We start from the raw sequence: 24493 nt of genomic DNA, 5'->3' as shown, positions 1-24493 counted from the left end.
CGGGGAGCACGGCGGTGCTCCCCGGCCAGGGTAGTGAACTCCCCCTCCCCTATCCGGTCTTGATCCTCAGGAAGGTGACCGAGTGGGCCGGGAAGGTGTGGGTGAACTGCCGTCCGATGCCGCGCAGGGTGGACTCGCGCGGCTGGATGGGCCGTGCGTCGGCCGTGTTGACCGCGTCCGGCGCGCCTTGGAGCGTGGTCAGCCGGGCCGTCGGGGCGACCTTGTCGGTGCCGAGGTCTACGCGGGTCCGGGCGGGCGTGGCCTGCGCGTTGACCACCTTGACGACGAGGTCGCCCTTGTCCCGCGTCACCACCTGGCGGAAGGGTTCGGCGGTCTTGTCGTCGGTGAAGGAGCCCCACTTCCTCCCGTCCAGGTAGAGGGTGACCTGGCGGCCCCGCACCTGGACGTGGAGGTCGTACGTCCGGCCGGTCTCGATGGTGGTGGCGTCCTCCAGCAGCGTCTGCTTGCCGCCGTCCACGGACTCCTCCACGGCGGAGCGGGTGTTGCCCCAGCCGCCGAGGTTCCACCAGTAGGGGTTGCCGGTGTCGCGGACGCCGAAGGCGACGAGGAAGCCCTCCTTGCCGGACTTCTTGGTGGCCTTCACCCGCAGGTCGTAGTCGTGCCAGCCGGGGTCGCCCGCGGTCACCAGGGTGTTCTCGGCGGCCGCGTCGGACTGCACGAACGCGCCGTCCACCACGGCCCAGTCGCCGCGCCCGGCGGCGCGGGTCCACCGGGCGTCCCCGGCGGAGAAGTCGTCCTTCAGCAGCGTGGCGCCGTCCGCGCCGGTGACCTCGACGTCGTCGTACGCGGCGCTCGTCGCCCACGTCGACAGGCCGACGGCGCCGGTGATCGGCCCGGAGACGGCGGGCGTGGCGGAGGCGCGGCTCGGGACGACCCGGTCGCCGGTGTTGTTCATGAAGAGCTTCTGGACCTCGTAGCTGGTCGAGCCCCAGGAGCGGTGGTTGTCGAACCAGATCATGTCCGGCCGCCACTGGTTCTGCTGCACGTCGGCGAGGAGCGGGGCGTAGGAGGCGAGTTTGACGACGTCGGCGTTGCGCTCCAGGCCGGTCATGTAGGCGGCTTCGGCGAGGGCGTTGGAGAAGCGGTTGTCGAGGGACGCGTACTCGCCGAGGAAGACCTTGGGGCCCCGGCGGTCGTAGGAGTCGTAGCGGTCGTTGTTCTCCAGGAACCACTGGGGGCTGTTGTAGTAGTGCTCGTCGACCATCGCGACGCCGGCCTCGCGGTTGAGCTGCCAGTGGCGGTCGAAGACGCCGCCGGCGTCGTCGGGGCCGGAGTTGGAGATGACGGTGACGCCCGGGTACTTCGCCGCGATGGCCTTGCGGAACTCGGTGAAGCGGGCGAAGAAGGCGTCGGGGAGGTTCTCCTCGTTGCCGACCGCCAGGTGGGTCAGGCCGAAGGGCCTGGGGTGGCCCATCGCGGCGCGCTTGCGGCCCCATTCGCTGGTGACGGGGCCGTTGGCGAACTCGATCAGGTCGAGGGTGTCCTGGATGTGCCGCTTGAGGAGCGCCGGGTCGTCGGTGGCCTGGTTCTGGCCGCAGCCGGTGACGAGGGCGGGGACGACCGGCAGCGGCATGGCGCCGAGGTCCTCGGCGAACTGGAAGTACTCGTAGTAGCCGAGCCCGTAACTCTGGTGGTAGCCCCAGAAGTTGGCGTTGACGGCGCGCTGCTCGACGGGTCCGATGGTGTCCTTCCACTGGTAGGACCGCTTGCGCTCCCAGTGCGGGGCCTCGTACGCCTGGTGGCTGCCGGTGTTGACGAGGCAGCCGCCCGGGAAGCGCAGGAAGCCGGGCTTGAGGGCGGCGATCTTCTCGGCGAGGTCCTTGCGCAGGCCGTTCGGGCGGCCCTTGTAGGTGTCGCGGGGGAAGAGCGAGACCATGTCGAGGCGTACGGTGCCGGTGCCGGCGGCCGTGACGGCGAGGCGCCCGCCGGTGGTGGTCACCTTGGGGACGAGCGTGCCGGTGTACTTCGCCCAGCGGTCGCCGCGCACGGTGAGGTTCAGGGGCGCGGACAGGACGGTGCCGTCGGCGGCGCGCAGCTCGGCGGCGAGGCGGGTGCCGGAGGGGCGGTCGGTGCGGGCCCAGACGGAGAAGTCGTAGCGGCGGCCCTCGGTGAGGGCCATGCCGGCGCCGTAGCCGCTGTTGACGATGCCGAAGCGGCCGGTGGCGGTGTTCGCCGGGGCCAGGTCGAGACGCAGGTGGTGGCGGTTGCGCTCGTGGAGCCGGTGGGCGTCGTCGGCGACCCGGAGCTCGCCGTCGGCACCGCCGGCGGCGGTGCGCTGCCAGGCGGTCAGCGGGGTGTAGGCGGGGTTGTCGGCGGGGCCGTACTCGAAGGAGCGGTTCTGTACGAGTTCGGCGTACAGCCCGCCGTCGGCGGCGTTGTTGATGTCCTCGTAGAAGACGCCGTACAGGGTGCGGTCGATCTCCGGGCCCGCGCGGTCGGGGTCGACCGTGAGCGAGTAGTCGGCCGGCTCGGCCGCCGCGGGGTTCTGGGCCCGGGCGTCGTCGGCGTGGGTGGCGGGCGCGGTCAGCACCGTGCCGGCGAGGAGGGCCGGGAGGAGAGCCGCCAGCGCGAGGCGGTGCCTCGGCCGTGTGCGTGCCATGGGTGTGCTCCTGGAAGCTTCGATTGTTCGAGATATCGGACATTGACCAGGACTTCGAACAGACCTTAGGCAGGGGGCGTGAACGCGTCAACGGGCTGGACACCAACACCCGGCTCCGATGCCTTGGCGTTCCCGCGTGACGCACTCGACAATGAGGGTGATGACGGACAACCGGGCACACAGCGGCGAGATCGGCACGCCGGAGCGCCTCGCCATGAACCGCACCGGCAGCTTCGACTGGGATCTCGACGCCGGGACGATCGACGTCGACGAGGCGGGCCTGCTGGTGTTCGGCGTGGCCCCGGGCACGTTCGACTCCCGGCCCGCCTCCCTGGTGCGCCGACTGGAGCCGGAGGAGCGGTCGCGGCTGGAGGCCGTGATCCGGGAGGCACTGAGCAGCGGCCGCCCTTCGTACGCCGCCCACTTCCAGATCCCGCTGGACGACGGGTCACCGCAGTGGACGCACGTCCAGGCGCGCATCCTGCGGGGCGCCGACGGCCGGGCCCACCGGATCGTGGGGATCGTCCGGGACACGACGTTCGAGGTCACCCACTCGGCGTTCGTCGTGGAGCTGGAGAGGCGCCGGGAGCGCCAGACGAACATGGTGGAGCGCACCACACAGGCGCTGTCCCGGGCGGTGACCGTGGACGACGTCACCGCCGCGCTGACCGGCCCCGGCGGTCTCGCCCGGCTCGGCGCCGACGGGTTCGCGCTGGGCCTGGTCGAGAACGGCTCGCTCAACATCATCGCGCTGAGCGGCGAGTCGCTGGACGCGCTGGAGGAGCTCCGGGTGCAGCGGCTGGAGCGCGGCCTGCCGCTGGCCGAGACGGTGCTCACCGGGCGCCCGCTGTTCTCCAGCTGCTTCCAGAACCTGATCCGCGGCTACCCCGCCCTCGCCCCGTACGCCGGACAGCTCCGCTTCCGGGCCGCGGCCTACCTGCCGCTGGTGGCGCAGGCCCGCACGCTCGGCGGGATGGCGCTGTTCTACCGCAGCCGCACCGCCTTCAGCGCGGACGAGCGCAACCTCACCCTGGGGCTGGCGGCGATCGTGGCGCAGTCGCTCCAGCGCGCGATCCTCTTCGACGAGGAGCGGGAGGTCGCCACCAGCCTCCAGGCCGCGATGCTGCCGCGCCGCATCCCCGCCGTGGAGGGCGGCGAGATCGCCGTGCGCTACCACTCGGCGTGGAGCGGCCGCCAGGTCGGCGGGGACTGGTACGACGTGATCCCGCTGCCCCGGAGCAGGGTCGGGGTCGTCGTCGGCGACGTCCAGGGCCACGACACGCACGCGGCCGCGATCATGGGCCAGCTGCGCATCGCCCTGCGCGCGTACGCCGGTGAGGGGCATGCTCCCTCCACGGTGCTGGCGCGGGCCTCCCGGTTCCTCGCCGAGCTGGACACCGAGCGGTTCGCCACCTGTGCCTACGCGCAGGCCGACCTGGGCACGGGCACGGTCCGGGTGGTGCGCGCCGGCCACCTGGGGCCGCTGATCCGGCACACCGACGGACGGGTCGGGGCGCCGAAGGTGCCGGGCGGGCTGCCGCTCGGGGTGGCGTCCGTCTTCGGGGACGAGGAGTTCCCGGAGACACGGCTCGACCTGGTGCCCGGCGAGACGCTGGTGATGTGCACCGACGGCCTGGTCGAGCAGCCGGGCGTGGACATCGGCGAGGGCCTGGCCGCGCTGGAACGGGCGGTGAGCAGCGGCCCGCCCGGCGCCGAGGCGCTGGCCGACCACCTCTCGGAGCGGTTCTGGGAGCGGTGGGGCGCCGGCGACGACGTGGCGCTGCTGGTGCTGCGGCGCAGCCCGGACCCTGGCACGACCCGGGCGCCGCGCATCCACCAGTACATCCACCAGGCGGACCCGCAGGGCCTGTCCGAGGCGCGGGCGGTGGTGCGGCGGGCGCTGCGCGACTGGGGGATGCGGGAGTTCGCGGACGACGCGGAGCTCGTCACCGGCGAGCTGCTGGGCAATGTGCTACTGCACACGGAGGGCGGCGCGGTGCTGACCCTGGAGGTGCTGCCGGAGCCGGTGCGGCGGGTGCGGCTGTCGGTGCAGGACCGCTCCAGCGCGTGGCCCCGGCGGCGTTCGCCGGGCGAGGCGGCGACGGGCGGGCGCGGGCTGCTGCTCCTGGACGCGCTGGCGCTGCGCTGGGGCGTGGAGCCGCGCGGTGAGGGCAAGGCCGTGTGGTGCGAGATCGGCCCGTCGGCCCGGCGCCCGGGAGCCGCGTGATGGACCCCGTCGAGGCGCTGGACCGGATCGCGTTCCTGCTGGAGCGGTCGCAGGCACCGACGTACCGGGTGCGGGCCTTCCGTACGGCGTCGGCGGCGCTGTCCGCCCTGGGCGACGGCGAGGTGGCCGAACGCGCGGCGGCCGGGACCCTGGAGCGGGTCAGGGGTGTCGGGCCGAAGACGGCGCAGGTGGTGCGCGAGGCGCTGACCGGCGAGGTCCCGGCGTACCTGAAGCGGCTGGAGGAGGAGGCGGGTGAGGCGGCCACGCTCGGGACGGAACTGCGTGCGGCGCTGCGCGGCGACTGCCACCTGCACTCGGACTGGTCCGACGGCGGCAGCCCGATCGAGGCGATGGGCCGGGCCGCGGCGGCGCTCGGCCACGAGTGGGCGGTGCTCACGGACCACTCGCCCCGGCTGACGGTGGCCCGGGGCCTGTCGGCCGAACGGTTGCGGGAGCAACTGGACGTGGTGGCGGAGCTGAACGAGCGGTGGGCCCCTTTCCGGCTGCTGACCGGCATCGAGTGCGACATCCTGCTGGACGGCACCCTCGACCAGGAGCCCGAACTCCTCGACCGGCTCGACGTGGTGGTGGCCTCCGTCCACTCCAAGCTGCGGATGGAGGGGCCCGCCATGACGCGGCGCATGGTCAGGGCCGTACGCGACCCGCTGGTGGACGTGCTGGGCCACTGCACCGGCCGGCTCGTCGGCGGCAAGCGGCCGGAGTCGGACTTCGACGCGGACGCGGTCTTCGCGGCGTGCGCCGAGTCGGGCACGGCGGTGGAGATCAACAGCCGCCCCGAGCGCCTGGACCCGCCCCGGCGGCTGCTGCGCCAGGCGGTGGCGGCCGGGGTGTTCTTCGCCGTCGACACCGACGCCCACGCCCCCGGCCAGCTGGACTGGCAGATCATCGGCTGCGCCCGCGCCGAGGAGTGCGGCGTACCGGCCGACCGCGTGATCAACACCTGGTCGGCCGACGACCTGCTCACCTGGACCCGCACCCGTCGGGCACCGCAGAGGGCGGGGTGAACCGCCCTCTCCCCCGTGTGGGAGGCTGCGCGGCATGGATGAGACGGACGCCGACGACTTCAAGAAGCGGGTCGAGGACGCGTGGGAGTGGTGGGGCGCCGCCATCGAAGAGTCCCAGGAGGGCCGCTGGGTGCGCGACGCCGTCGAACGCCAGGTGCTGGCGGACATCACGGCCGCGACCAACCCCCTGCACGGCGGACGGCTCCCTCCCTTCCCCGAGGACAGCTGGCACGTGCGGATCGGGCGGGTCGCCAACTGGGCCGGCGCGCTCCGGCTGGCCGCCCGGGCGGGCGGCTGGGAGCTCCAGCCGATCGCCGGGCGCACCCCGCCCCAGCCGGCGGGCATGGCGGAGCTGTTGTCCGGTATCTACGCGGTCGGCCGGCAGGGCGAGGTGTGGATGAAGCAGCTCCTGAGCGGCGGCGGGCCGCCCGCGGAAGCCGACATCGCGGCGGCCGAGTGCTTCCTGCACGGACCGGGGTCCATGGACGATCTGCAGCAGTTTTTCTACGACTGAAAGCTCCGAAAACCGGTTCGAGTGACCGCTCTGTCTGCTGTTAGGCTCCTTGATCACTGGATGTGCATGGGGAGAAGAAGCAGCCGGGAACCGGGGGGACTTCACACACCAAGGCGGCACGCGAACCGCGCGGGCCGTCGCCTCGCCATGCCGTGACCACCGGTATGGAGAGATTTTCCACATGGGCAGAAGCAGGCTCATCAGCGCGGCCGTGGCGTCCACGCTGACCCTGGGGATCGTCGGCGCGGGGGCCGCCGTGACGGTCGTGGCGGCGGCGCCGGCCGGCGCCGCGACGCCGAGCGCGTGGGGCGGACCCGCGGCGCTGACGGAGGCGGGCGTGCACCACTCCGTGCACGACGTGCGCATCACCACCAACGGCTCCGCCGTCGCGGTGTGGAGCCGGGACGCGGGCCACGGCGACCAGGAGCTCTGGTCCGCCACCCGTCCGGCGCAGGCCACCGCGTGGAGCGCCCCGGTCCTCGTGGCCGCCACGAAGGGCGAGGTGTACTCCGCCGAACTGACCGCCGGCACCGACGGTTCGGCGACGGTCGCCTGGCACCACTGGGGTGGTTCCGGCTACACCCTGAGCTCGTCCACCCTGCTCGCCGGGGCGGCGTCGTGGACGCCCGCCGCGCAGGTGTCGACCGCGGCGCATCCGGCCGGGTACGCCCTCGCGAGCGGCCCCGGCGGACGCCTCGTGGCGGTGTGGGGCAGCTTCGGCGACCCCGCCCAGGGCGACGCGACCAGGGGACTGTACGTCTCCGAGCGCCCGGCGCCCGGCGCGGCCTGGTCCGCGCCCGTCAAGCTGTCGGACGTCCTCGCCCTCACGCAGGCCGCGACGGTCGGACCCGACGGCACCGTCACGGTGGCCTGGGCGGACGACTTCGCCGACGACCGCCTCCGCGTGCGGATCGCCTCGCTGGCCCCGGGCGCGACCGCGTGGGAGACGCCCCGGGGCGTCGAGGGGACCGATTCCGCGCTCGTCGGCGACCTGACCCTGCAGTCGTCCGCGTCGGGCGCCACCCTCCTGAGCTGGTCGGAAGGCCGCGACACGCACCGCTTCGCCTACCGGCCCGCGGCGGGCGCGCCGTGGGGCGCCTCGGAGACGGCCCCCTCCGACGGGCGCCCGTACGCTTCCGGCACGCCTCAGCTCGGCCCGGACGGCGCGGTGACGGCCCTGTGGAAGGACTTCTCCGCGCTGCGTACGGCGACCCGTTCGGCGGCCGGCGCCTGGTCGGCGCCGCACACTCTGACGGAGTCGTACGTCGGTGGGATCTGGTCCACGAGTGTCGGCCGCGACGGGACGGTCACCGCCCTGTGGACGGGTGGCGACGGAGAGCTGACGGTCGCCCAGCGCACGGGTGGCGCCTGGGGACGGCCGCTGATCCTCGGCCGGATCGACGCGGCCGCCGGTCGCGGCCACAGCGCGACCGGTGCCGACGGCCGGGCCGTCGTCCTGTGGAACCGCACGACCGGGACGACGGACAAGGGCGCGGAGATCCACCAGGTGTGGTGCGCGGCCACGCTGCCGCCCGCCCCCAAGCCGCCGACCGCCGCCAAGCACCGCGACCACGTCGGCGCAGACGGCCTTCCCGACCTCTACGCCCAGAGCGCCACGGGCGCGCTCACCGTCTACCGGGGCACCACCGCCGGTACCGTCTCCACCCGCGTCAGCGGCGGGACATGGCCCGCCGACACGACCTTCGTCCCCTTCGGGGACCTGGACGCCGACGGCGCCAACGACACCCTGGTGCGCACCGCCGAGGGCGACCTCCTCCAGTACAGCCCGCCGCGGGGCCAGGCCGTCACGCCGGAACTGCCGCACACGCGGATCGGGACCGGCTTCACCGATGTCGACGCCCTGACGTACTCCGGTGACTTCAACGGCGACACCCTCCCCGACCTGGTCGCCCGTCAGACCGCCACCGGCGACCTGCTCCTCTACACCGGTACCGCGCACGGCACCCTCTCCGCGGGCGTCCGCATCGGCACCAAGTGGAAGGGGCTGACCATCGTCGGCGCGGGTGACCTCGACAACGACAAGAACGCCGACCTCCTCGCACGGACCGCCACGGGAGACCTCTACCGCTACAACGGCACCGGCAAGGGCACCATCGGCGACGGCACCAAGGTCGGGTCCCGCTGGGGCGCCATCGTCGACTTCGTCGGCATCGGCGACCTCAGCGGGGACGGGAACGCCGACATCCTGGGGCGCCACACCACCGGTGACCTCTACCGCTACAACGGCACGGGCAAGGGCGCCATCGGCGACGGCACCAAGATCGGCACCGGCTGGAAGTCCTTCACCGGCATCCGCTAGGACCCGGAGCCGTCCGGGAGACGGACGGGCCGACCGGTCCGAACGAGCCGAATAGGCCAGGTGGTTGGGCGGCCGGGCGCCTCACAGCGTCCGGCCGCCCGACAACCGGCGCAGCGGCGTACCGGAACTGGCTGGTTTTGTAGCGGAGTTGCGCGTGCTTGCGGAAACCCCGACCAGCCCGCGTCCATGATCGGACACAATGGCGGCATGCCCGAATACGCAGAACTCGATCTCGCCGGTGCCGCACTGCGGGTGGAGCTGTCCGACACCGGAACACCGCCGGCCGGCGGCGGCCCGGCCCCGGAACCGGGTGACGGGCCGGACCTCCCCGGTGGGTTCGGCACCGCCACGCCCGTGGCCCGCGGCGGGGGCCGCACGGCCGCGCTCGCGGTCGACGCCCTGCGCACGGCGCTGCGTCCGCTGGGCCCGCTCCTCGAAGAGGTGCACACGGCGGTGGTGAGCGCGCCGAACCCGCCCCAGGAGCTGACGGTGGAGTTCGGCGTCCAGATCGGGCAGGACCTCAAGCTGGGCATCGTCGGCGCCAACGGGAACGCGACGATGACGGTGTCGGCGACCTGGCAGCACGGTGCCGGACTGCCCGCCGGAGCCGAGCACCCGCGCCACCCGCAACACCCTCAGCACCCGCAGGACCGGCACGGATGACGTGGTTCCGCCGGCCGGCCGCCGCCGGCACCCGCGTCTCCCTGCTGTACGAGGGCAGCGCCAAGGCCGCGGGCGCCGCCGCGCTCCTCTCCCCCCGCCGCGTCCTGACCTGCGCCCATGTGGTCAACGACGCGCTCGGCAAGGACCTGTACGCCGCCGAGCGCCCGGCCTCCGCCGGGCCGCTCACCGTCGCCTTCCGCGGCTCCGGCGCGACGGGCCACCGCACCGCGACCGTATCCGTGTGGGTGCCCCCGCAGCGGCGGCCCTCGGCGCTGGAGTGGGAGGGCGACCTCGCCGTCCTGGACCTCGACGAGCCTGCGCCGTCCTGGCTGCGGCCCGTGGTGTGGCGGGACATGGAGGAGGGCCAGGAACTGCGGGCCTGGCACGGCGGCGGTGAGGCCATCACCTTCGCGGACATCGTCGTCCGCCTGAAGGAGGGCCGGTACGGCTACCTCGACGGGCGCCTGTCGGGGGCGGCCATCGGGCCGGGCTACAGCGGCGGTCCGCTGTGGACGCGGGACGCCTCCTCGGTCGCCGGTCTCGTGGTGGCGCACCTCATGCCCGACGAGACCCAGCCGTTACGGGCCCAGCAGGCCGTACGGCGCAGCTGGGCGGTGCCCTGGCAGGCGGTGCGCGAGGAGCTGGCCCGCGCCGGGGCGGCCGACGTCCTCGACGAGTGCGCCGTCGCGGGTCCCGCCGACCGGGGCCCGTGGTCTGCCGGACCGGAGGTGGCGCGTGCGGCGGCGGGGCTCGCTCCCGTGCTGCGGGCGCTGCTGGACGATCCCGGGCGGCGCGCGGACCACGCCCGGACGCTGGCGGCCGGGCTGGGCCGCCCGGTGCCGCCGCCCGAGGAGCGCGCGGCGCCCACGATCGAGGAGCTGGCGGAGTTCCTGGCCACCGAGGAGCGGGCCCTGGCGACGCTCACCGAGTCGCTGGCGCCCGCGGTCCGCGGCCCGGCCGACCGTGAGGCGCTCGACAGCCTGCTCGCGCTGGGGCGGCTGGAGGAGAACGTCCGGCTGCTGTCCGTCGGGGAACACCGCGGCCTGCTGGAGGACCTGCGCCGGGTCACCGCCGCCGACGCCACGCTGGTGCCGCGCGCCGCCCGGGAGGCCCTGCGCTACATGGTGCTGCCGGAGCCGCTGGCGGCCTCGGGCCGGCTGACGGAGGCCGCCCTCGACGCCGTGGTGCTGAGCCTGGAGGGGTACCCGGACGGCCCGGCGCCCGACGGGGGCGCGCCACCGGTGCCGGCGCTGCTGAGGCTCGCCGCGTTCGTGGCGTCGGCGGCGCCGGACCGGGAGACCGGCGGCTCCCTGCACGGCTGGTGCGACCGGGTCGCGCAGCGGCTCGGCATCAGCCCGGTCGCCCTGGCGGAGCGCCGCGCCGACGCGGCGGGCTGGGCCGCGCACCGCTCGTCGCCGGTCAGCCGGATCGTGCTCCGGCTGACCCCCGAGAGCTCGGCTGCGGAACACCCGGGCGGCGCGGGCCGCTACCGGTGCCGGGTGGGCCTGGTGCGCCAGGACGGGACGGCGTCGACCGTCGCGGCGCCGGAGGGCGCGTGCGCCCCGGAGGAGATCGGCCGCCTGGTGCGCGAGGCGGCGGAGGGCGGCCAGGGCGACGACCCGTACCCCGTCACGCGGGTGGACGTCGTCGTGGGGCGCGACGGGCTGCAACTGCCGGTCGACGGCTGGGACACGGGCAACGCCCTCGGTGACCTCTTCCCCGACCTCGGGGGCCTGCGGCTGGCGCTCGGCGCCAAGTACCAGGTGGCATTGCGCTGCCCGGAGATGAGCCGCCGCTCCCCGCGCCGCGACGCCGAGATGCGCCGCCGCTGGGCGGCCGGGCACCCCGGCGTGCTGGTCGTCGACGAGACCTCGGCGACGCTGCAGCAGCTGTACCAGCGGCTGGAGACGAGCCACAAGGACGTCGCCGGGGTGGTGCTGCACGGGCCGCGCGAGGAGCGGGACCGGCTGCTGGACCTGTGCCTGGCGCTGGGCGTGCCGGTGGTGCTCTGGGACCGCGAGGCGGACGGCCACGAGGACGCGGCCCGGCTCGACGCGCTCGCGCCCGCCGGGCCACTGCACCAGCTGCCGGAGCGGGTGCGGGAGTTCCGGGAAGGGGTCTTCGGCTCCTCGGTCGCCTCGGCGGCGCGGCCCGCGCTGGTCTGGGAGGACGACGGGCTGCCGGTGCCGGACTCCCTCGAACTGCTCGACCCCTCGTGACACGGAACGGAAGCGAACGACTGATGACGGTGAACGGTCCCGACGCGGGACGCGAAGACGGTGACGGCGGCGACGCCGGGGCGTGGCGGCTGTTCCGGGGCGACGGGCGGCCCCGTACGCCCGTGTTCCCCGAGGCGCCCCCGTGGCGGCGGTTCAGGGGCTCGGCGGACGGCGGGCCGCGCCGCCCGCGCCCGTACCTGATCGGTCCGGCCGAGGCGGACGTGGTCAACGCCGCCCTGCTGCTGCGGCGGCCGCTGCTGGTCACCGGGCAGCCCGGCACGGGCAAGTCCTCGCTGGCGCACGCCCTCTCCCACGAGCTGTCGCTCGGGCGCGTCCTGCACTGGCCGGTCAACAGCCGTACGACGCTGCAGGACGCGCTCTACCGGTACGACGCGATCGGCCGGCTGCGCGAGACGAACCTGCGGCGCGACCGCGACCTCGACGGGGACGGCGCGCCGGACGAGGACCCCGGCATCGGCTCGTACGTGCGCCTCGGCCCGCTCGGCACGGCGCTCGTGCCGTCGGAACGGCCGCGGGTCCTGCTCGTCGACGAGCTCGACAAGGGCGACGTCGACCTGCCCAACGACCTGCTGAACGTCTTCGAGGAGGGCGAGTTCGAGATCCCCGAGCTGGCCCGGCTCCCCGAGGAACAGGCCCGGGTACGGGTGATGACGGCCGATCCGCACTCCTGGACCGAGGTCGTACGGGGCCGGGTGTGCTGCGCGGAGTTCCCCGTCGTCGTCATCACCAGCAACGGCGAGCGGGACTTCCCGCCCGCCTTCCTGCGCCGCTGCGTACGGCTGGACCTGCCGGAGCCCGACGAGGAGCGGCTGCGCGCGATCGTCCGGGCGCACCTGGACGCGGCGGGTGCCGGGGACGGCGGCGGCGGGCTGGACGGCGTCGACGACCTCATGCGCGCCTTCCTCGCCCGCCGGGCCCGCGGCGAACTCGCCACCGACCAGCTGCTCAACGCGGTCTTCCTGCGCCGGGGCGGTGTGGACCTCGACGCCGACGGGCTGCTGGACGCCGTGCTCCACCGGCTCGGCGGGACGGTGTGACCGGTGCTGGAGCGGGTGCGGGACGTCCTGGCGGACTGCGGGGCGGAGCTGTCGGCCGAGGAGCTGCTGGACGCGCTGTGGCTGGCGACGCGGCTGCCGTCGGCGGCGGCGTCCGCGGGTCCGCTCCCCGGCGCGGCCGGGCCGGCGTCCCCCGCTGAACCCCCGCACGGCCCGGAGCCCCGGGACCCGGGCACGGACCGGCCCGGCCCTTCGGGCGAGCCGCCGGAGGCTCCCGGGCCGTCGGAGCCGTCCGATGCGCCGCCGGGCGGGTCCGGGACCCTGCACGCCGCGCCCGTTCCGGCGGCGCGGCGGGAGCGCTCCGCCGCCGAGGTCCCGGCGATGCCGGTACGCGCTCCGGGCGAGAAGGCGCTGGGCGGTGCCGAGTTGCGGCTGGGCCGGGCGCTGCGGCCGCTGCGGCACCGGCGCCCGGACGCGCTGCGGTGGGAGCTGGACGTGCCGGCCACGGTCGCCGTGATGGCCGAGACGGGGCTGCCGGACGCGGTGGTCCGGCCGGCCGTGACGCGCTGGCTCGACCTGGTGATGCTCGTCGACGACGGCGTGTCCATGCTGCTGTGGCAGCGGCTGGCGGCCGAGGTACGGGTGCTGATGGAGCGCAGCGGGGCGTTCCGGGACATCCGCGTCTTCGGGCTGGACAGCCGGAGCCCGGGCGGCCCGCGGCTGCGCCACCGCCCCTTCGGCGACGGGCCCGCCACGCTGTCGCTGTCCACCGTCGGCGACCCGTCCGGGAACACGCTGCTGCTCGTGGTGAGCGACGGCGTGGGCGCGGCGTGGCGCGACGGCCGGATGCACGCCGCGCTGGAGCGGGCGGCGGCCACCGGCCCGGCCGCGGTGCTCCAGGTGCTGCCGCCGCGGCTGTGGGGCGGCTCGGGCATCCGCGCCGAGCGGTGGAAGGTCACCACGCGCCGCCGGGGCGCGGCGGGCGGCTCCTGGCAGGTCGCGGATCCGGTGCTGCCGCCCGAACTGGCCCCGTTCGACGGGATCCCGGTGCCGGTGCTGGAGGCGACGCCCGCGTCGGTCGGCGCCTGGGCGGCGCTGATCGGATCACCCGGGGGCAGTGCCGTCCTGCCGCTGCTGGCCCGCCCGGGGACGGACGCCGGGGCCACGCCGCCGGGGGCCGACGGCACGCCCGTACGCGCGGGTGGGGAAGGTACTCCCGAGGCGGTGCTGCGGTTCCGGGAGGCGGCGTCCCCGGAGGCGTACCGGCTGGCCGCGCACCTGGCGGCGGTGGCGCCGCTGCCGGTTCCGGTGATGCGGCTGGTGCAGGGCGCCATGTCCCCGGCGGTGGACACGAGCCACCTGGCGGAGGTCTTCCTCGGCGGGCTCATGCACCGGGACGAGCGGGGGGCGCACGGCCTGCCGCACCACCGTGAGTTCGACTTCCGCGAGGACACGCGCCGGATCCTGCTCGGCACCGTCCCACCCGCCGAACTGGTGCGGACCACCAGGGCGGTGACGGCCCGGCTGGCCCGACTGGCCGGGGCGTCCCCCGACTTCCCCGCCTGGCTGCCGCACCCGGAGGGGCCGGAGCGGGTGGCCGTGGACGGCCCGCGTCCCTTCGGCTGGGTGGACGAGCGGGTGATGCGCCGGCTCGGTGTCGCGGCGCCCGCCCCGGCGAACGGGACGGTGGCCGTCCCCGCGCCGCCGGCCCCGCCGACCGCCGGTCCCGAGGGGCCGTGGGACCGGCCGGACGTACCGCTGCGCCTGACCGGATCGGACTGGGCGGCCGTACGCCCCGGTGACCCGCGTTTCACCGGGGCCCACGAGCTGCCGTACACGGTCTTCGCCGAGCACCGGCGGGGGTGGACGGGCCTCGGGCTGTACCTCGCGCTCGACGGCGACGGCACCCCCGTGGTCATCCGGCGCATCGAGGGACCCGCGCTGCGCGGTACCGACCTGGTCGCCCGGGAGGTCGTCGCGCTGAACCGGATGGCCGGCGTCCACGCGCCCCGGCTGCTCGCCCACGACGTCGGTGCGGTCCACCCCTGGGTGGCCGTCGAGTGCGCCCGGGACGACGAGGAGGAGCCCGGTCCGGCGCCGGGCCTGCGGCGGTTCGTGAGCCGCTACGGGCCCCTGCACGAGGACGGCCTGCTGGCCATCGCCCGCCAGTTCGCGAACGGCCTGGTCCGGGCCCATCGCAAGGGCCTGGTCCATGGCTCGCTGGTGCCGGGGAACGTGCTGATCGCCGGCCGCGAGGTGCGGATCACCGGCTGGCTGACCGCCACCGTGGCGGACCGGCCGAGCAGGCACCGGAAGGTGTTCGCGCGGGAGCAGCCCTACCGGGCACCCGAGTTGGCGGACCCGGCGGTGGCGCCGACCCCGGCCTCCGATGTCTACGCGATGGGCGCCATCCTGCTCGCGGCCGCCTCCGGTGAATGGGCGGGCGCCCGGCGCGAGGGCGGGCGGGAGGCGGAGCCGATCGCCGGCGCGCGGCTCGCCGAGGCCCTGCTCGACTGCGTCGACCCCGCGCCCGAGCGGCGCCCGACCGCCGAGGAGGTCCTGCACACCCTGAACGACATCGCCCACCGCGGGGGCTCGCAGCGGCACCGGCTGCGCGTCGTGCTCGGCCGGGGCGCCACGGGCCGGCCGGTACGGGTGGACCTGGCCGGCCCCGAGTCAGGCGGCAGCGGCCCGCACATGCTCTGCCAGGGCGCCCTGGACGTGGGCCGCCGGGAGTTCCTCGACACCGTGCTGCGCCAGCTGACCGGGCGCAACCCGGCGGACGGCCTGCGCCTGCTGCTCGCCGACTTCACCGGCCGCAGCGGCCTCGAGCGGTACGCCGACCGGGCGATGAGCGGCGCCGCCCTGCGGCTGTCCGGCGTGCCGTCCCGGGCGCTGGACCTGCGGGAGCGGCTCGTCGCCGAGCTGGGGCTGCGGGAGGGCGCGCTGGCGTCGGCGGAGTGCCCGGACATCGCGGCGTACGAGGCGCGGCGGAGTGCCGAGCCGGGGATGCCCGCCCTGCCGCGGCTGGTGGTCGCGGTCGACGAGGTGACGGAGATCCTGCCCCGGCAGCCGGAGCTGAGCAGCGTGCTGCTGCGGGTGGCGCGGACGGGCGGGCGGCTCGGGATCCACCTGCTGCTCGCCACGCGCAACGAGGTGCACCCGTGGTTCGCCCGGTCGTTCCTGGAGTACATCCCCACGCGCGTCACGCTGCGCACGCGCCGGGTGGGGCTGCCCGCTCCCCATGACGTACCGGACGGCGGGCGCCTCGCGCACGCCTCGTGGCCCGAGGAGGTGTGGTTCGAGCCGGAGCCGGGGGACGCGCGGGAGACCCCGGGGAGTGTGGAGGGGTGACGCCCTATCACGGGGGGTGTAACGAGACGAGGGGCTCTCTCTGCGTTCCGCCAAGGCCCTGGCAGCGACCTTGCGGTACCCACGCGATGCCCGGCAGGGCACGCTGCCCGTGCCCTGCGCTGCCCGGTTCCGGCATGAGGCGCGGGTAACGCCCCCCGTAATAGCGGCTGTCGCGGACCGGTGACGCCCCAGTGCGGGCGGCCCGGCCGACCCCGCTCAGGATGCCGTACGTCCGCGGATATTTCTTCTGACGGTTCTTCGGTGAAAAAGCGATCACGACCCGGAACGGCGGCCGTCTTCGCGGCACGTCCGCCGACGCTCGTCGGAGAGGGCCCACTGGTAGGCGAGGGCGGCGAGCGTCGGCACGCCCCAGCGGTCCCGGAGGTGTCCGAGCTCCTTGCTGAGGGTGCGCAGGCCGATGCCCAGGCGGCGGGCGGTGATGCGCTGGTCGATGCCGGCGGCCGTGTCGTTCAGGATCTCGCGCCGGCGCGGGGTGAGCCCCCCGCCCGTACCCCCGTCCTCGGCGTCCGCTCCCCCGGGGTCGCCGTGCCAGACGTCGGCACGGCGCCAGGCGTCGGTGAAGCCCTCCGCGAGGAAGGCGACCAGAGCCCGGTCACCGACGTGCCAGGCCGCGTGGCTGGGGCTGCAGTTGTCGACGTGGTCGGGGATGAAGGCCTGGCGGCGGTCGACGACGACGCACTGCTGGAAAGGGGCGGCGAGGGTGCGGAACCGCGCCCCCTTCGCGGTCATGGCGGTCACCCACGCGCGGGTCTGCGGATCGTCGCGCTCGCTGTCGTGGTACAGCGTGTGCACGCGCACACCGCGGGCGAGCGCGAGGGACTCGCGGGCCATGGTGCTCTCGACGAGCTCGGGGCTGTGCGGGCCGCAGGGCCGGGCGATCAGCAGTTCGGTCTCGGCGCGGCCGATGGCCTGCGCGATGCGGGCGTCCATCTGCTCCGGTTCCGCGAGGAACTCGCTGCTGGAGCCGGAGCGCCACTTGGCGCGCTCGAAGTGGACGCCGAGGTCGTCGGCGAGACCGGGTATCTCGGCCATCCGCGCCGCCCGCAGGGCCATGGCGCGCAGCTCGTCGTCGAGGAGCCTGCGGCCCGCCTCCTGCGGGTCCAGGGCGATCGGCGCCCGCGCGCCCTCCGGGTCGACGGCGACCAGCCGCCAGTCGGTCAACTCCCGCAGCGCGTCGGCGTCCGCCTCCTCCACCCGCTCCCCGCGGGTGACGCGGGCGTACAGCTCCCTGGCGGCGGCCGACAGCACCGTCGCCCCGGCCGCCACCGCGCCCCCGTCCCCGGACCCGCCCCCGGACCGGCTCGTGCGCCCGCTCCCCCGCCCGCCCGCGCCCCCGGCCCCGTGCCCGTGTCCGTGCCCGGATCTTTCTCCCACCCGTGTCCCCCTGCCCCCGTCGAGGGCCCCTGTGACGGCCCGCTGCGGCTGCGTGTGTGCGCCGTGCGCAGGTACGCACTCCCCAGGCGCTTGATCGTCGGCGTTCGACGGGTCAGCGTACCCGTGCGCCCCTCCCCGCTCCCGCCGCGCGGGCGCGGGCCTTCGCCGAGCCGCAGAACCACCGTATGCCCATGAACGGACACACCCCATGCACCAGCCCGTACGCCGTGCCCTCAGCGGGCCGACCCCGTTTCCGGCCACCGCCCGTGCCCGGGACGCGGTGACCGGACCGCCCCGCTTCGTACAGGCTGACCAGGAACGTCGGGAACCTTGGGGGAAGAACCGCATGGACAAGGTGGCACTGCGCTGCCTGCTGCGCGAGCGCCGCGCGATGATCAAACCGGAGAGCCACGGGCTGTCCCGCCCGACCCGGCAGGGACGGCGTGCCCCGGGCCTGTCCCAGGCGCAGATCGACCAGCTCCTGCACCGCGCGCCGGACACGTACGGACGGCTGGAGTCGGGCCGTTACGCCAACCCGCCGGTGGGCCTGCTGCACGACGTGGCCCGGCTGTTCGACATGACCGAGCAGGAGTGGGTCGCGCTGTGGCGGTACGCCCTCGGCCAGGACCCGCCGCATCCGCTCGACTCCCGCTCCGGCGAGGAGATCCCGGGCGTGTGGCAGACGGTGCTGGACGGCTTCTCCCACATGGCGTACATCAGCGACCGGTCGTGGAACATGGTCGCCCACAACGCCCTCATGGCAGCGCTGTTCCCCCGGCGCGAGGTCCCCGCCAACACCATGCGGTGGATGGCGGTCGAGCCGAAGGCCCGGACCGTGCTGGCGGACTGGGAGAAGGCGTGGGCGCCGATGGTGCTGCCGCAGCTGCGGGTGGCGCTCGCCGCGGACCCGGGCAACCGGACGCTGCGCGGCATCGTGCGCGATGTGCTGGCCGACCCGGTGGCCGCGCCGATCTACGAGTCGGCGAGCAGCCGCATCCGGCTGGACGGCGACGAGCGGCCCCTGCGCCACGCCGAGCTCGGCCCCGGTTGGGTGACCCTGTGCGCCGCGCAGCCGCTGGCCGCGCCGGGCGCCCGCCTGATCATCCTGCACTTCCAGCCAGGTGAGCGCCGCGTCACCCCGGCGCCGGCGCTGCGGGCGCCCGATGACGGGGCCAGCCCCGCAGGGGTGACGCGGCGGTAGCCGGCGGCGCGGCGCGGGTACCCGTCCCTTCGCGTGCGGCGCGTATTCCCGCGTACGCCGTCAGGGCGAGGAAGGGTGGGCGACCGTGCAGCAATCCGCCGAGTGGACGCGTTCCGCGAGCCGTTTCACGGACCGGATCACCGCCGACGGGCGGGACGGCCGACGCGTCGAGGCCGGCCGCTACCGGCTGGTCGTCAGCCGCGCCTGCCCCTGGGCGAGTCGCGCCCTGGTGGCCCGGCGGCTCCTGGGGCTGGAGGGCGCCCTGTCGCTGGGGGTGACGGATCCGGTCCAGGACGAGCGGAGCTGGCGGTTCACCCTGGACCCGGACGGCCGCGACCCGGTGCTCGGGATCCGCTTCCTGAGCGAGGCGTACCGGGCGCGGGAGGAGGGGTACGACGGCCCGGTCAGCGTCCCGGCGATCGTCGACACGCACAGCGGCGCGCTGGTGACCAACGACTACCAGCGCATCACGCTGGACCTGGCGACCGAGTGGCGCGCCCTGCACCGCCCCGGCGCGCCCGACCTGTACCCGGAGGCGCTGCGCGACGAGATCGACGAGCGGATGGACGGCATCTACCGGGACGTCAACAACGGGGTGTACGAGGCGGGTTTCGCCAAGCACCAGGAGAAGTACGACGCGGCGTACGCCCGGCTGTTCGCCCGGCTCGACCAGGTGTCGGAGCACCTGGCCGGGCAGCGGTACCTGGTGGGCGACACCATCACGGAGGCGGACGTCCGGCTGTTCACCACGCTGGTGCGGTTCGACGCGGTGTACCACGGCCACTTCAAGTGCAACCGCAACAAGCTGACCGAGGACCGGGTGCTGTGGGCGTACGCGCGGGACCTGTTCCAGACGCCGGGGTTCGGCGACACGGTCGACTTCGACCACATCAAGCGGCACTACTACCAGGTCCACCAGGACATCAACCCGACGCGGATCGTCCCGCGCGGGCCGGACCTGCGCGGCTGGCGCGCCCCGCACCACCGCGAGGAGCTGGGCGGCCGGCCCTTCGGCGACGGCACGCCGCCGGGGCCGCCGCCCGGGGACGAGGTCGTCCAGCCGCTGTAGAGGCGTCAGGCGGCCTGCCAGACGGTGGTGGCGTTGCAGAACTCCTTGATGCCGTGGCCGGACAGCTCGCGGCCGTACCCGGAGCGCTTGACGCCGCCGAACGGCAGCGCGGGGTGCGAGGCGGTCATGCCGTTGACGTACACGCCGCCCGCCTCCAGGTCGCGGACGAAGCGCCGCAGCTCCTCCTCGTCGCGGGTCCAGACGTTGGAGCTGAGCCCGAAGTACGTGTCGTTGGCGAGGCGCACCGCCTCGTCGAGGTCGGCGGCGCGGTAGAGGGTGGCGACGGGGCCGAAGGTCTCCTCCTGGTGGATGCGCATCTCCGGGGTGATGTCGGTGAGCACGGTCGGGGCGTAGAACCAGCCCCGGTTGGCCAGGCCCTCGGGGCGCCCGCCGCCGCACAGGACGGTGGCCCCGGCGCGTACGGCGTCGTCGACGAGCTCCGCCAGGCCGTCGCGGCCGGCTTCGCTGGCGAGCGGCCCGACGTCGGTGGACTCGTCCATCGGGTCGCCGACGCGGAGCGCCGCCATGCCGGCCGTGAAGCGCTCGGCGAAGGCGTCGTAGACGTCCGTGTGGACGATGAACCGCTTGGCGGCGATGCAGGACTGGCCGTTGTTCTGGGCGCGGGCGGTGACGGCGACGGTGGCGGCCCGCTCGACGTCGGCGGAGGGCATCACGATGTACGGGTCGCTGCCGCCGAGTTCCAGGACGGTCTTCTTGATCTCGTCGCCCGCGATGGAGGCCACGGAGCGGCCGGCCGGTTCGCTGCCGGTGAGGGTGGCGGCGGCGACGCGCGGGTCGCGCAGGACGCGTTCGACGGCGCGCGAGCCGATCAGCAGGGTCTGGAAGCAGCCCTCCGGGTAGCCGGCGCGGCGGAAGAGGTCCTCCAGGTAGAGGGCGGTCTGCGGCACGTTGGAGGCGTGCTTCAGGAGGCCGGTGTTGCCGGCCATGAGGGCGGGCGCGGCGAACCGTACGACCTGCCAGAGCGGGAAGTTCCACGGCATGACGGCCAGTACGGGCCCGAGGGGCCGGTAGTGGACGCGGGCGGTGGCGGCGCCCGCGTCCCGGACGTCCGCCTCGGGCGGGTGTTCGTCGGCGAGGAGGCGCTCGGCGTGGTCGGCGTACCAGCGCATGGCCTTGACGCACTTGGCGGCCTCGGCCCGGGCGGCGCCGATGGGCTTGCCCATCTCGGTGGTGAGGGTGCGCGCGATGTCCGCCTGGTCCTCCTCGAGGAGGTCGGCGGCGCGCCGGAGCAGGCGGGCGCGGTCGGCGAAGGAGGTGGTGCGGTAGTCGCGGAAGGCCGCCTCGGCGGCGGCCACGCACCGGTCGATGCCGGCGTCGTCGAGTGCGTCGAAGGTCTTCAGCGTCTCGCCGGTGGCGGGGTTCACCGTCGCGATGGGCATGGGTCTCTTCCTCTTCCTCGCGGTCGCGGTCGCTTTCCTCGCGGGCGCTGACCCGACCCTCCCGCGCGGCGGGGTACGCCGCAACGCGAGCGGGAGGGGCCGGTGTGGCAGGGGCCACGGGTCAGGTCACGCGTGCGTTCTCCAGGTCGTGCAGCAACTGGCGGGTCTCGGCGGCGAGGCCGCCGACCGAGGTGGCGGTCTCGTCGTCCCGTCCGGCCTGCCCGGCGAGCCGGGCCTTGAGCCGACGGTGGGCCTCCCAGGCGCGGTCCAGCGCCTGCCGGCGCTCCCGCGCCGCGTCGGTCGGTCCCTCGTCCTCATCCGCCTCATCCGCCCGGGTGAGGGCGGCGCAGTCGGCCTCACAGGCGTCCGCCAGGGCGTCCAGCAGCGGCGGTACGTCGGCGAGGACGTGGTCCGGCGGCGGGGCGAACCGCGGCCGCTCGCCCGCCGCCTCGGCGAGCAGCGCGGTGAGGGAGGTCAGGTGGTCGACGACCCGCTCCCACGCGGCGTCCCACTCGGTGGAGGGCAGCGCGGGGCCGGGCAGCCGGCGGATGCGGTGCGCGGGGTTGAGGCGGTAGCTCTCGCGGGTCCAGGTGCGGGCGTCGCGCAGGGCGGCGAGACGGCCGGTGAGCCTGCGGGCGCGGCGGTGCCACTCGTCGGCCTGGCTCCGGTCGTGGCCGGACCGCATCTCGTCGGCCATGGCGCGCAGCAGTCCGGCGGTGTCCCCCGGCAGCCGGCACAGCGCGTGGTGCGCGTCGCGCAGGTGCACGGGCGGCAGGATCAGGGCGTTCACGGCGATGCCGATGGCCGCGCCGAGGAGCGTCTCCAGCAGCCGGTGCAGGATGTCCGTCCCGCTCCAGGAGCCGTAGACGAGCACGAAGAGCGCGGTGGTGGAGGCGTAGAGGCCCTGGTCTCCGAAGCGGCCGTAGTTGCCGAGCAGCACGGTCACCGGCAGGGCGAGTGCCATCGCCGCCATGGTGTTGCCGGTGAGGCCGACCGCGGCGGCGGCCAGGACCGTGCCGGCGGCGATGAGGACCACCTGCTGGAGTCCGGTGCGCAGGGAGCGGTAGACGGTGGACTGGACGAGGGCGACGGCGGTCCAGGGGGCCATCAGGGCGAGCGGGGCCTGCCACCACCAGCCGGCCACCGCCCAGGCGAGGATGGCGGCCCCGGCGGCCTTGAGGGACTGGACGGCCTTGTCCCGCTCCGGTCCGGGGCCGGTCAGCGCGCGCCGTACGGAGCGCCCGACGGTGGCCGCCTCCCATCCGACGCGCCGCCCTGCCCGCCGCCATGCCCACCGCTCTGTTCGTCGCTCTGCTCGTCGATCTGTTCGTCGCTCCGTTCGTCGCGTCGTCGGATGGCGGTTCTTCGCGGCGGGGCGTATCACGGCAGGGGCGTGCCCCCGGTGGCGTTGACGATCTCCGCGGTGATGTAGCTCGCGTTCGGCGAGGCGAGGAAGACGTACGCGGGGGCCATCTCGACGGGCTGGGCCGCGCGTCCGAGGGGTGCCTGCTTCCCGAACTCGGTGGTGTCCGGCATGGTCGCGGGGATCAGCGGCGTCCAGACGGGGCCGGGCGCCACGGCGTTGACGCGGATGCCGCGCGGGGCGAGCATCTGGGCGAGCCCCTGCGTGAAATTGACGATGGCGCCCTTGGTCATCGCGTAGTCGAGCAGGGGCGGGCTCGGCTGGTAGGCCTGCACGGAGGTGGTGTTGATGACGCAGCCGCCCTTGGGGATGTGCGGGAGCGCCATCTTGGTGAGCCAGAACATGCCGTAGAGGTTGGTCTTCATCACCCGGTCGAACTGCTCCGTCGTGATGGCCTCGATCCCGTCGGGCTGGGCCATCTGGAAGGCGGCGTTGTTCACCAGGATGTCGATGCGGCCGAACTCGGCGGCGGCGCGGTCGATCAGGTCGCGGCACTGGCCCTCGTCCCTGATGTCGCACTCCACGGCGACGGCCTTGCGCCCGGCCGCCTCGATCAGGCGCGTCGTCTCGCGGGCCTCGTCGAGTTCCTCGGGCAGGTGGGTGAAGAGGACGTCGGCGCCTTCCCGGGCGTACGCCAGGCAGACGGCCCGGCCGATGCCGGAGTCGCCGCCGGTGACGACGGCGGCCCGGTCCGCCAGCTGGCCGCTGCCGCGGTACGAGTCCTCGCCGTGGTCCGGCCGCGGCGTCATCGCCTCGGTGTACCCGGGGTGGGGCTGCTCCTGGTCGGGGAAGTCGGGCCGGGGGTGGCGGGTGACGGGGTCGTCGGGGTGCCGGCGGTCATCGGTCATGTCGGTCCTTACTCCTGAACGTCGCGGTGGCGCGGGGTACGCGCGGTGTTCGCGTTCCCAGGAGCGGCGGACCGAATCACGCCGGACGGGTTATTCGGGGGTGTGCGCGATCCGGCGCTCGGCGGCGGTGATGGGGAGCTCGTTGACGCTCGCGTAGCGCTTGCGCATCAGGCCCTGCCCGTCGAACTCCCAGTTCTCGTTGCCGTACGCGCGGAACCACCGGCCGTCGGCGTCGTGGTACTCGTACTCGAAGCGGACGGCGATCCGGTCGTCGGTGTAGGCCCAGAGCTCCTTGCGGAGCCGGTAGCCGAGCTCGCGCCGCCACTTGTCGGTCAGGAAGGCGACGATCTCCTCGCGGCCGTGGAGGAACCGGTCGCGGTTGCGCCACTCGGAGTCCGGCGTGTAGGCGAGGGCCACCTTCTCCGGGTCGCGCGTGTTCCAGGCGTCCTCGGCGAGCCGCACCTTCAGGCGGGCGGACTCCTCGGTGAACGGCGGCAGGGGCGGACGCACGGCGGTCTCCTCTCGCGTGAGAACGATCGTTCTCACCTCGTTGGGTACCCTACGAGAACAATGGTTCTCACACAAGGGGCCCAGGACGCCCCGGGGAGTGGAGCGATGGACGAAGAAGCCGCCCGCGAGCGCATCCTCGACGCGGCCGAGGAGCTCTTCTACGGCCGGGGCGTCCAGGCGGTCGGGATGGACGCCGTCCGCTCCGCGTCCGGCGTGACCCTGCGACGGCTGTACCAGCTCTTCCCCTCGAAGGCCACGCTCGTGGAGGCGTACCTGCTGCGGCGCGACACCCGCTGGCGGGGCGCGCTCGCGGCATACGTGGACGGCGTGGACGGCGAGCAGGGCGCGCGGGTGCTCGCGGTCTTCGACTGGCTCGGCCGGTGGTTCGAGGAACCGGGCTTCCGGGGCTGCGCGTTCGTCAACGCCTTCGGTGAGCTGGGCTCCTCGCCCGAGGTCGCCCGGGCGGCGCGCGCCCACAAGGAGGCGTTCCGGCGGCAGGTCGAGGACCTGGTGGCGGAGGCGGGGGCCGCCCCGGCGGCCGGCGCGCAGATCGCGCTCCTCGCCGAGGGCGCGATCACCACGGCCGCCCTCATGGGCTCGTCCGAGCCCGCTCGCGAGGCGCGCGAGGCGGCGCGGCTGCTGCTGGCGGCCCACCGATCTGCGCATACCGGGGCAGACCGATAAAATTC

General features: G+C 74.8%; 17 protein-coding genes. 11 read left to right on the top strand and 6 right to left on the bottom strand.

Features of this window, described 5'->3' with window-relative positions; genetic code table 11:
- Window positions 1-49 precede the first annotated feature (49 nt).
- Entirely contained in the window at window positions 50-2620 is a 2571-nt protein-coding gene (locus AC07FJ_RS20105; RefSeq protein WP_479050673.1) for an alpha-L-arabinofuranosidase C-terminal domain-containing protein, read from the bottom strand.
- Window positions 2621-2780: 160 nt separating this feature from the next.
- On the opposite strand from AC07FJ_RS20105, the gene AC07FJ_RS20100 reads away from it, so the two are divergent.
- The 8 genes from AC07FJ_RS20100 (at window position 2781) to AC07FJ_RS20065 (ending at window position 15958) form a co-directional block, all read left to right on the top strand.
- The gene (locus AC07FJ_RS20100) at window positions 2781-4847 is read left to right on the top strand and encodes a SpoIIE family protein phosphatase (protein WP_468296651.1); all 2067 of its coding nucleotides are present in this window, start codon (window positions 2781-2783) and stop codon (window positions 4845-4847) included.
- Window positions 4847-5872: a PHP domain-containing protein gene (locus AC07FJ_RS20095; protein WP_479050671.1), complete on the top strand. Its 1026-nt coding sequence runs from the start codon at window positions 4847-4849 to the stop codon at window positions 5870-5872. The genes AC07FJ_RS20100 and AC07FJ_RS20095 overlap by 1 nt, the downstream gene beginning before the upstream one ends.
- Before the next feature lie 34 nt (window positions 5873-5906).
- A complete protein-coding gene (locus AC07FJ_RS20090; RefSeq protein WP_479050669.1) occupies window positions 5907-6386 on the top strand; it encodes a hypothetical protein in 480 nt (159 codons plus the stop codon).
- Between the two features lie 181 nt (window positions 6387-6567).
- Window positions 6568-8706, top strand: coding sequence for an FG-GAP-like repeat-containing protein (locus AC07FJ_RS20085; RefSeq protein WP_479050667.1), 2139 nt, complete (start codon window positions 6568-6570; stop codon window positions 8704-8706).
- 207 nt (window positions 8707-8913) lie between these two features.
- Window positions 8914-9369: a CU044_2847 family protein gene (locus tag AC07FJ_RS20080; RefSeq protein ID WP_479050665.1), complete on the top strand. Its 456-nt coding sequence runs from the start codon at window positions 8914-8916 to the stop codon at window positions 9367-9369.
- Window positions 9366-11588, top strand: coding sequence for a VMAP-C domain-containing protein (locus AC07FJ_RS20075; RefSeq protein WP_479050663.1), 2223 nt, complete (start codon window positions 9366-9368; stop codon window positions 11586-11588). Before AC07FJ_RS20080 ends, AC07FJ_RS20075 begins: the two co-directional genes overlap by 4 nt.
- Before the next feature lie 23 nt (window positions 11589-11611).
- Entirely contained in the window at window positions 11612-12646 is a 1035-nt protein-coding gene (locus AC07FJ_RS20070; protein ID WP_479050661.1) for an AAA family ATPase, read from the top strand.
- Window positions 12647-12649: 3 nt separating this feature from the next.
- Window positions 12650-15958, top strand: coding sequence for an SAV_2336 N-terminal domain-related protein (locus AC07FJ_RS20065; RefSeq protein WP_479050659.1), 3309 nt, complete (start codon window positions 12650-12652; stop codon window positions 15956-15958).
- A gap of 273 nt (window positions 15959-16231) precedes the next feature.
- On the opposite strand, the gene AC07FJ_RS20060 is transcribed toward AC07FJ_RS20065, so the two are convergent.
- Window positions 16232-17245, bottom strand: a complete 1014-nt coding sequence (locus AC07FJ_RS20060; RefSeq protein ID WP_479050657.1) for a hypothetical protein — start codon at window positions 17243-17245, stop codon at window positions 16232-16234.
- A gap of 454 nt (window positions 17246-17699) precedes the next feature.
- On the opposite strand from AC07FJ_RS20060, the gene AC07FJ_RS20055 reads away from it, so the two are divergent.
- Window positions 17700-18554 (top strand): MmyB family transcriptional regulator, encoded by an 855-nt coding sequence (locus AC07FJ_RS20055; protein WP_479050655.1) that lies wholly within the window; start codon window positions 17700-17702, stop codon window positions 18552-18554.
- 85 nt (window positions 18555-18639) lie between these two features.
- The gene (locus AC07FJ_RS20050; RefSeq protein WP_361425185.1) at window positions 18640-19623 is read left to right on the top strand and encodes a glutathione S-transferase family protein; all 984 of its coding nucleotides are present in this window, start codon (window positions 18640-18642) and stop codon (window positions 19621-19623) included.
- A gap of 5 nt (window positions 19624-19628) precedes the next feature.
- Here the strand turns inward: AC07FJ_RS20050 and AC07FJ_RS20045 are convergent, their stop codons facing one another.
- The 4 genes from AC07FJ_RS20045 to AC07FJ_RS20030 all read right to left on the bottom strand — a co-directional run bounded on the left by AC07FJ_RS20045 (window position 19629) and on the right by AC07FJ_RS20030 (window position 23804).
- Entirely contained in the window at window positions 19629-21023 is a 1395-nt protein-coding gene (locus tag AC07FJ_RS20045) for an NADP-dependent succinic semialdehyde dehydrogenase (RefSeq protein ID WP_479050653.1), read from the bottom strand.
- Between the two features lie 121 nt (window positions 21024-21144).
- Window positions 21145-22407, bottom strand: a complete 1263-nt coding sequence (locus AC07FJ_RS20040) for an FUSC family protein (protein WP_479050651.1) — start codon at window positions 22405-22407, stop codon at window positions 21145-21147.
- The gene (locus AC07FJ_RS20035; protein ID WP_479050650.1) at window positions 22404-23294 is read right to left on the bottom strand and encodes an SDR family oxidoreductase; all 891 of its coding nucleotides are present in this window, start codon (window positions 23292-23294) and stop codon (window positions 22404-22406) included. Before AC07FJ_RS20035 ends, AC07FJ_RS20040 begins: the two co-directional genes overlap by 4 nt.
- 90 nt (window positions 23295-23384) lie before the next feature.
- Window positions 23385-23804 (bottom strand): nuclear transport factor 2 family protein, encoded by a 420-nt coding sequence (locus tag AC07FJ_RS20030; RefSeq protein WP_479050648.1) that lies wholly within the window; start codon window positions 23802-23804, stop codon window positions 23385-23387.
- A 105-nt stretch (window positions 23805-23909) separates the two neighbouring features.
- Between AC07FJ_RS20030 and AC07FJ_RS20025 the strand changes: the two genes are divergently transcribed.
- Window positions 23910-24488, top strand: a complete 579-nt coding sequence (locus AC07FJ_RS20025; RefSeq protein WP_479050646.1) for a TetR/AcrR family transcriptional regulator — start codon at window positions 23910-23912, stop codon at window positions 24486-24488.
- Window positions 24489-24493 lie beyond the last annotated feature (5 nt).

The organism is Streptomyces sp. NPDC045998 (assembly GCF_056430285.1).
The sequence above is the reverse complement of the archived record's forward strand: the minus strand, read 5'-3'. Positions and strand labels throughout refer to the sequence as shown.

Excerpts from the sequence above, each read along its gene's own strand:
- AC07FJ_RS20090 (WP_479050669.1), top strand. The coding sequence starts at position 5,907 with ATGGATGAGACGGACGCCGACGACTTCAAGAAGCGGGTCGAGGACGCG.
- AC07FJ_RS20045 (WP_479050653.1), bottom strand. The coding sequence starts at position 21,023 with ATGCCCATCGCGACGGTGAACCCCGCCACCGGCGAGACGCTGAAGACC.
- AC07FJ_RS20075 (WP_479050663.1), top strand. The coding sequence starts at position 9,366 with ATGACGTGGTTCCGCCGGCCGGCCGCCGCCGGCACCCGCGTCTCCCTG.
- AC07FJ_RS20085 (WP_479050667.1), top strand. The coding sequence starts at position 6,568 with ATGGGCAGAAGCAGGCTCATCAGCGCGGCCGTGGCGTCCACGCTGACC.
- AC07FJ_RS20070 (WP_479050661.1), top strand. The coding sequence starts at position 11,612 with ATGACGGTGAACGGTCCCGACGCGGGACGCGAAGACGGTGACGGCGGC.
- AC07FJ_RS20025 (WP_479050646.1), top strand. The coding sequence starts at position 23,910 with ATGGACGAAGAAGCCGCCCGCGAGCGCATCCTCGACGCGGCCGAGGAG.
- AC07FJ_RS20105 (WP_479050673.1), bottom strand. The coding sequence starts at position 2,620 with ATGGCACGCACACGGCCGAGGCACCGCCTCGCGCTGGCGGCTCTCCTC.
- AC07FJ_RS20035 (WP_479050650.1), bottom strand. The coding sequence starts at position 23,294 with ATGACCGATGACCGCCGGCACCCCGACGACCCCGTCACCCGCCACCCC.
- AC07FJ_RS20080 (WP_479050665.1), top strand. The coding sequence starts at position 8,914 with ATGCCCGAATACGCAGAACTCGATCTCGCCGGTGCCGCACTGCGGGTG.
- AC07FJ_RS20100 (WP_468296651.1), top strand. The coding sequence starts at position 2,781 with ATGACGGACAACCGGGCACACAGCGGCGAGATCGGCACGCCGGAGCGC.
- AC07FJ_RS20055 (WP_479050655.1), top strand. The coding sequence starts at position 17,700 with ATGGACAAGGTGGCACTGCGCTGCCTGCTGCGCGAGCGCCGCGCGATG.
- AC07FJ_RS20095 (WP_479050671.1), top strand. The coding sequence starts at position 4,847 with ATGGACCCCGTCGAGGCGCTGGACCGGATCGCGTTCCTGCTGGAGCGG.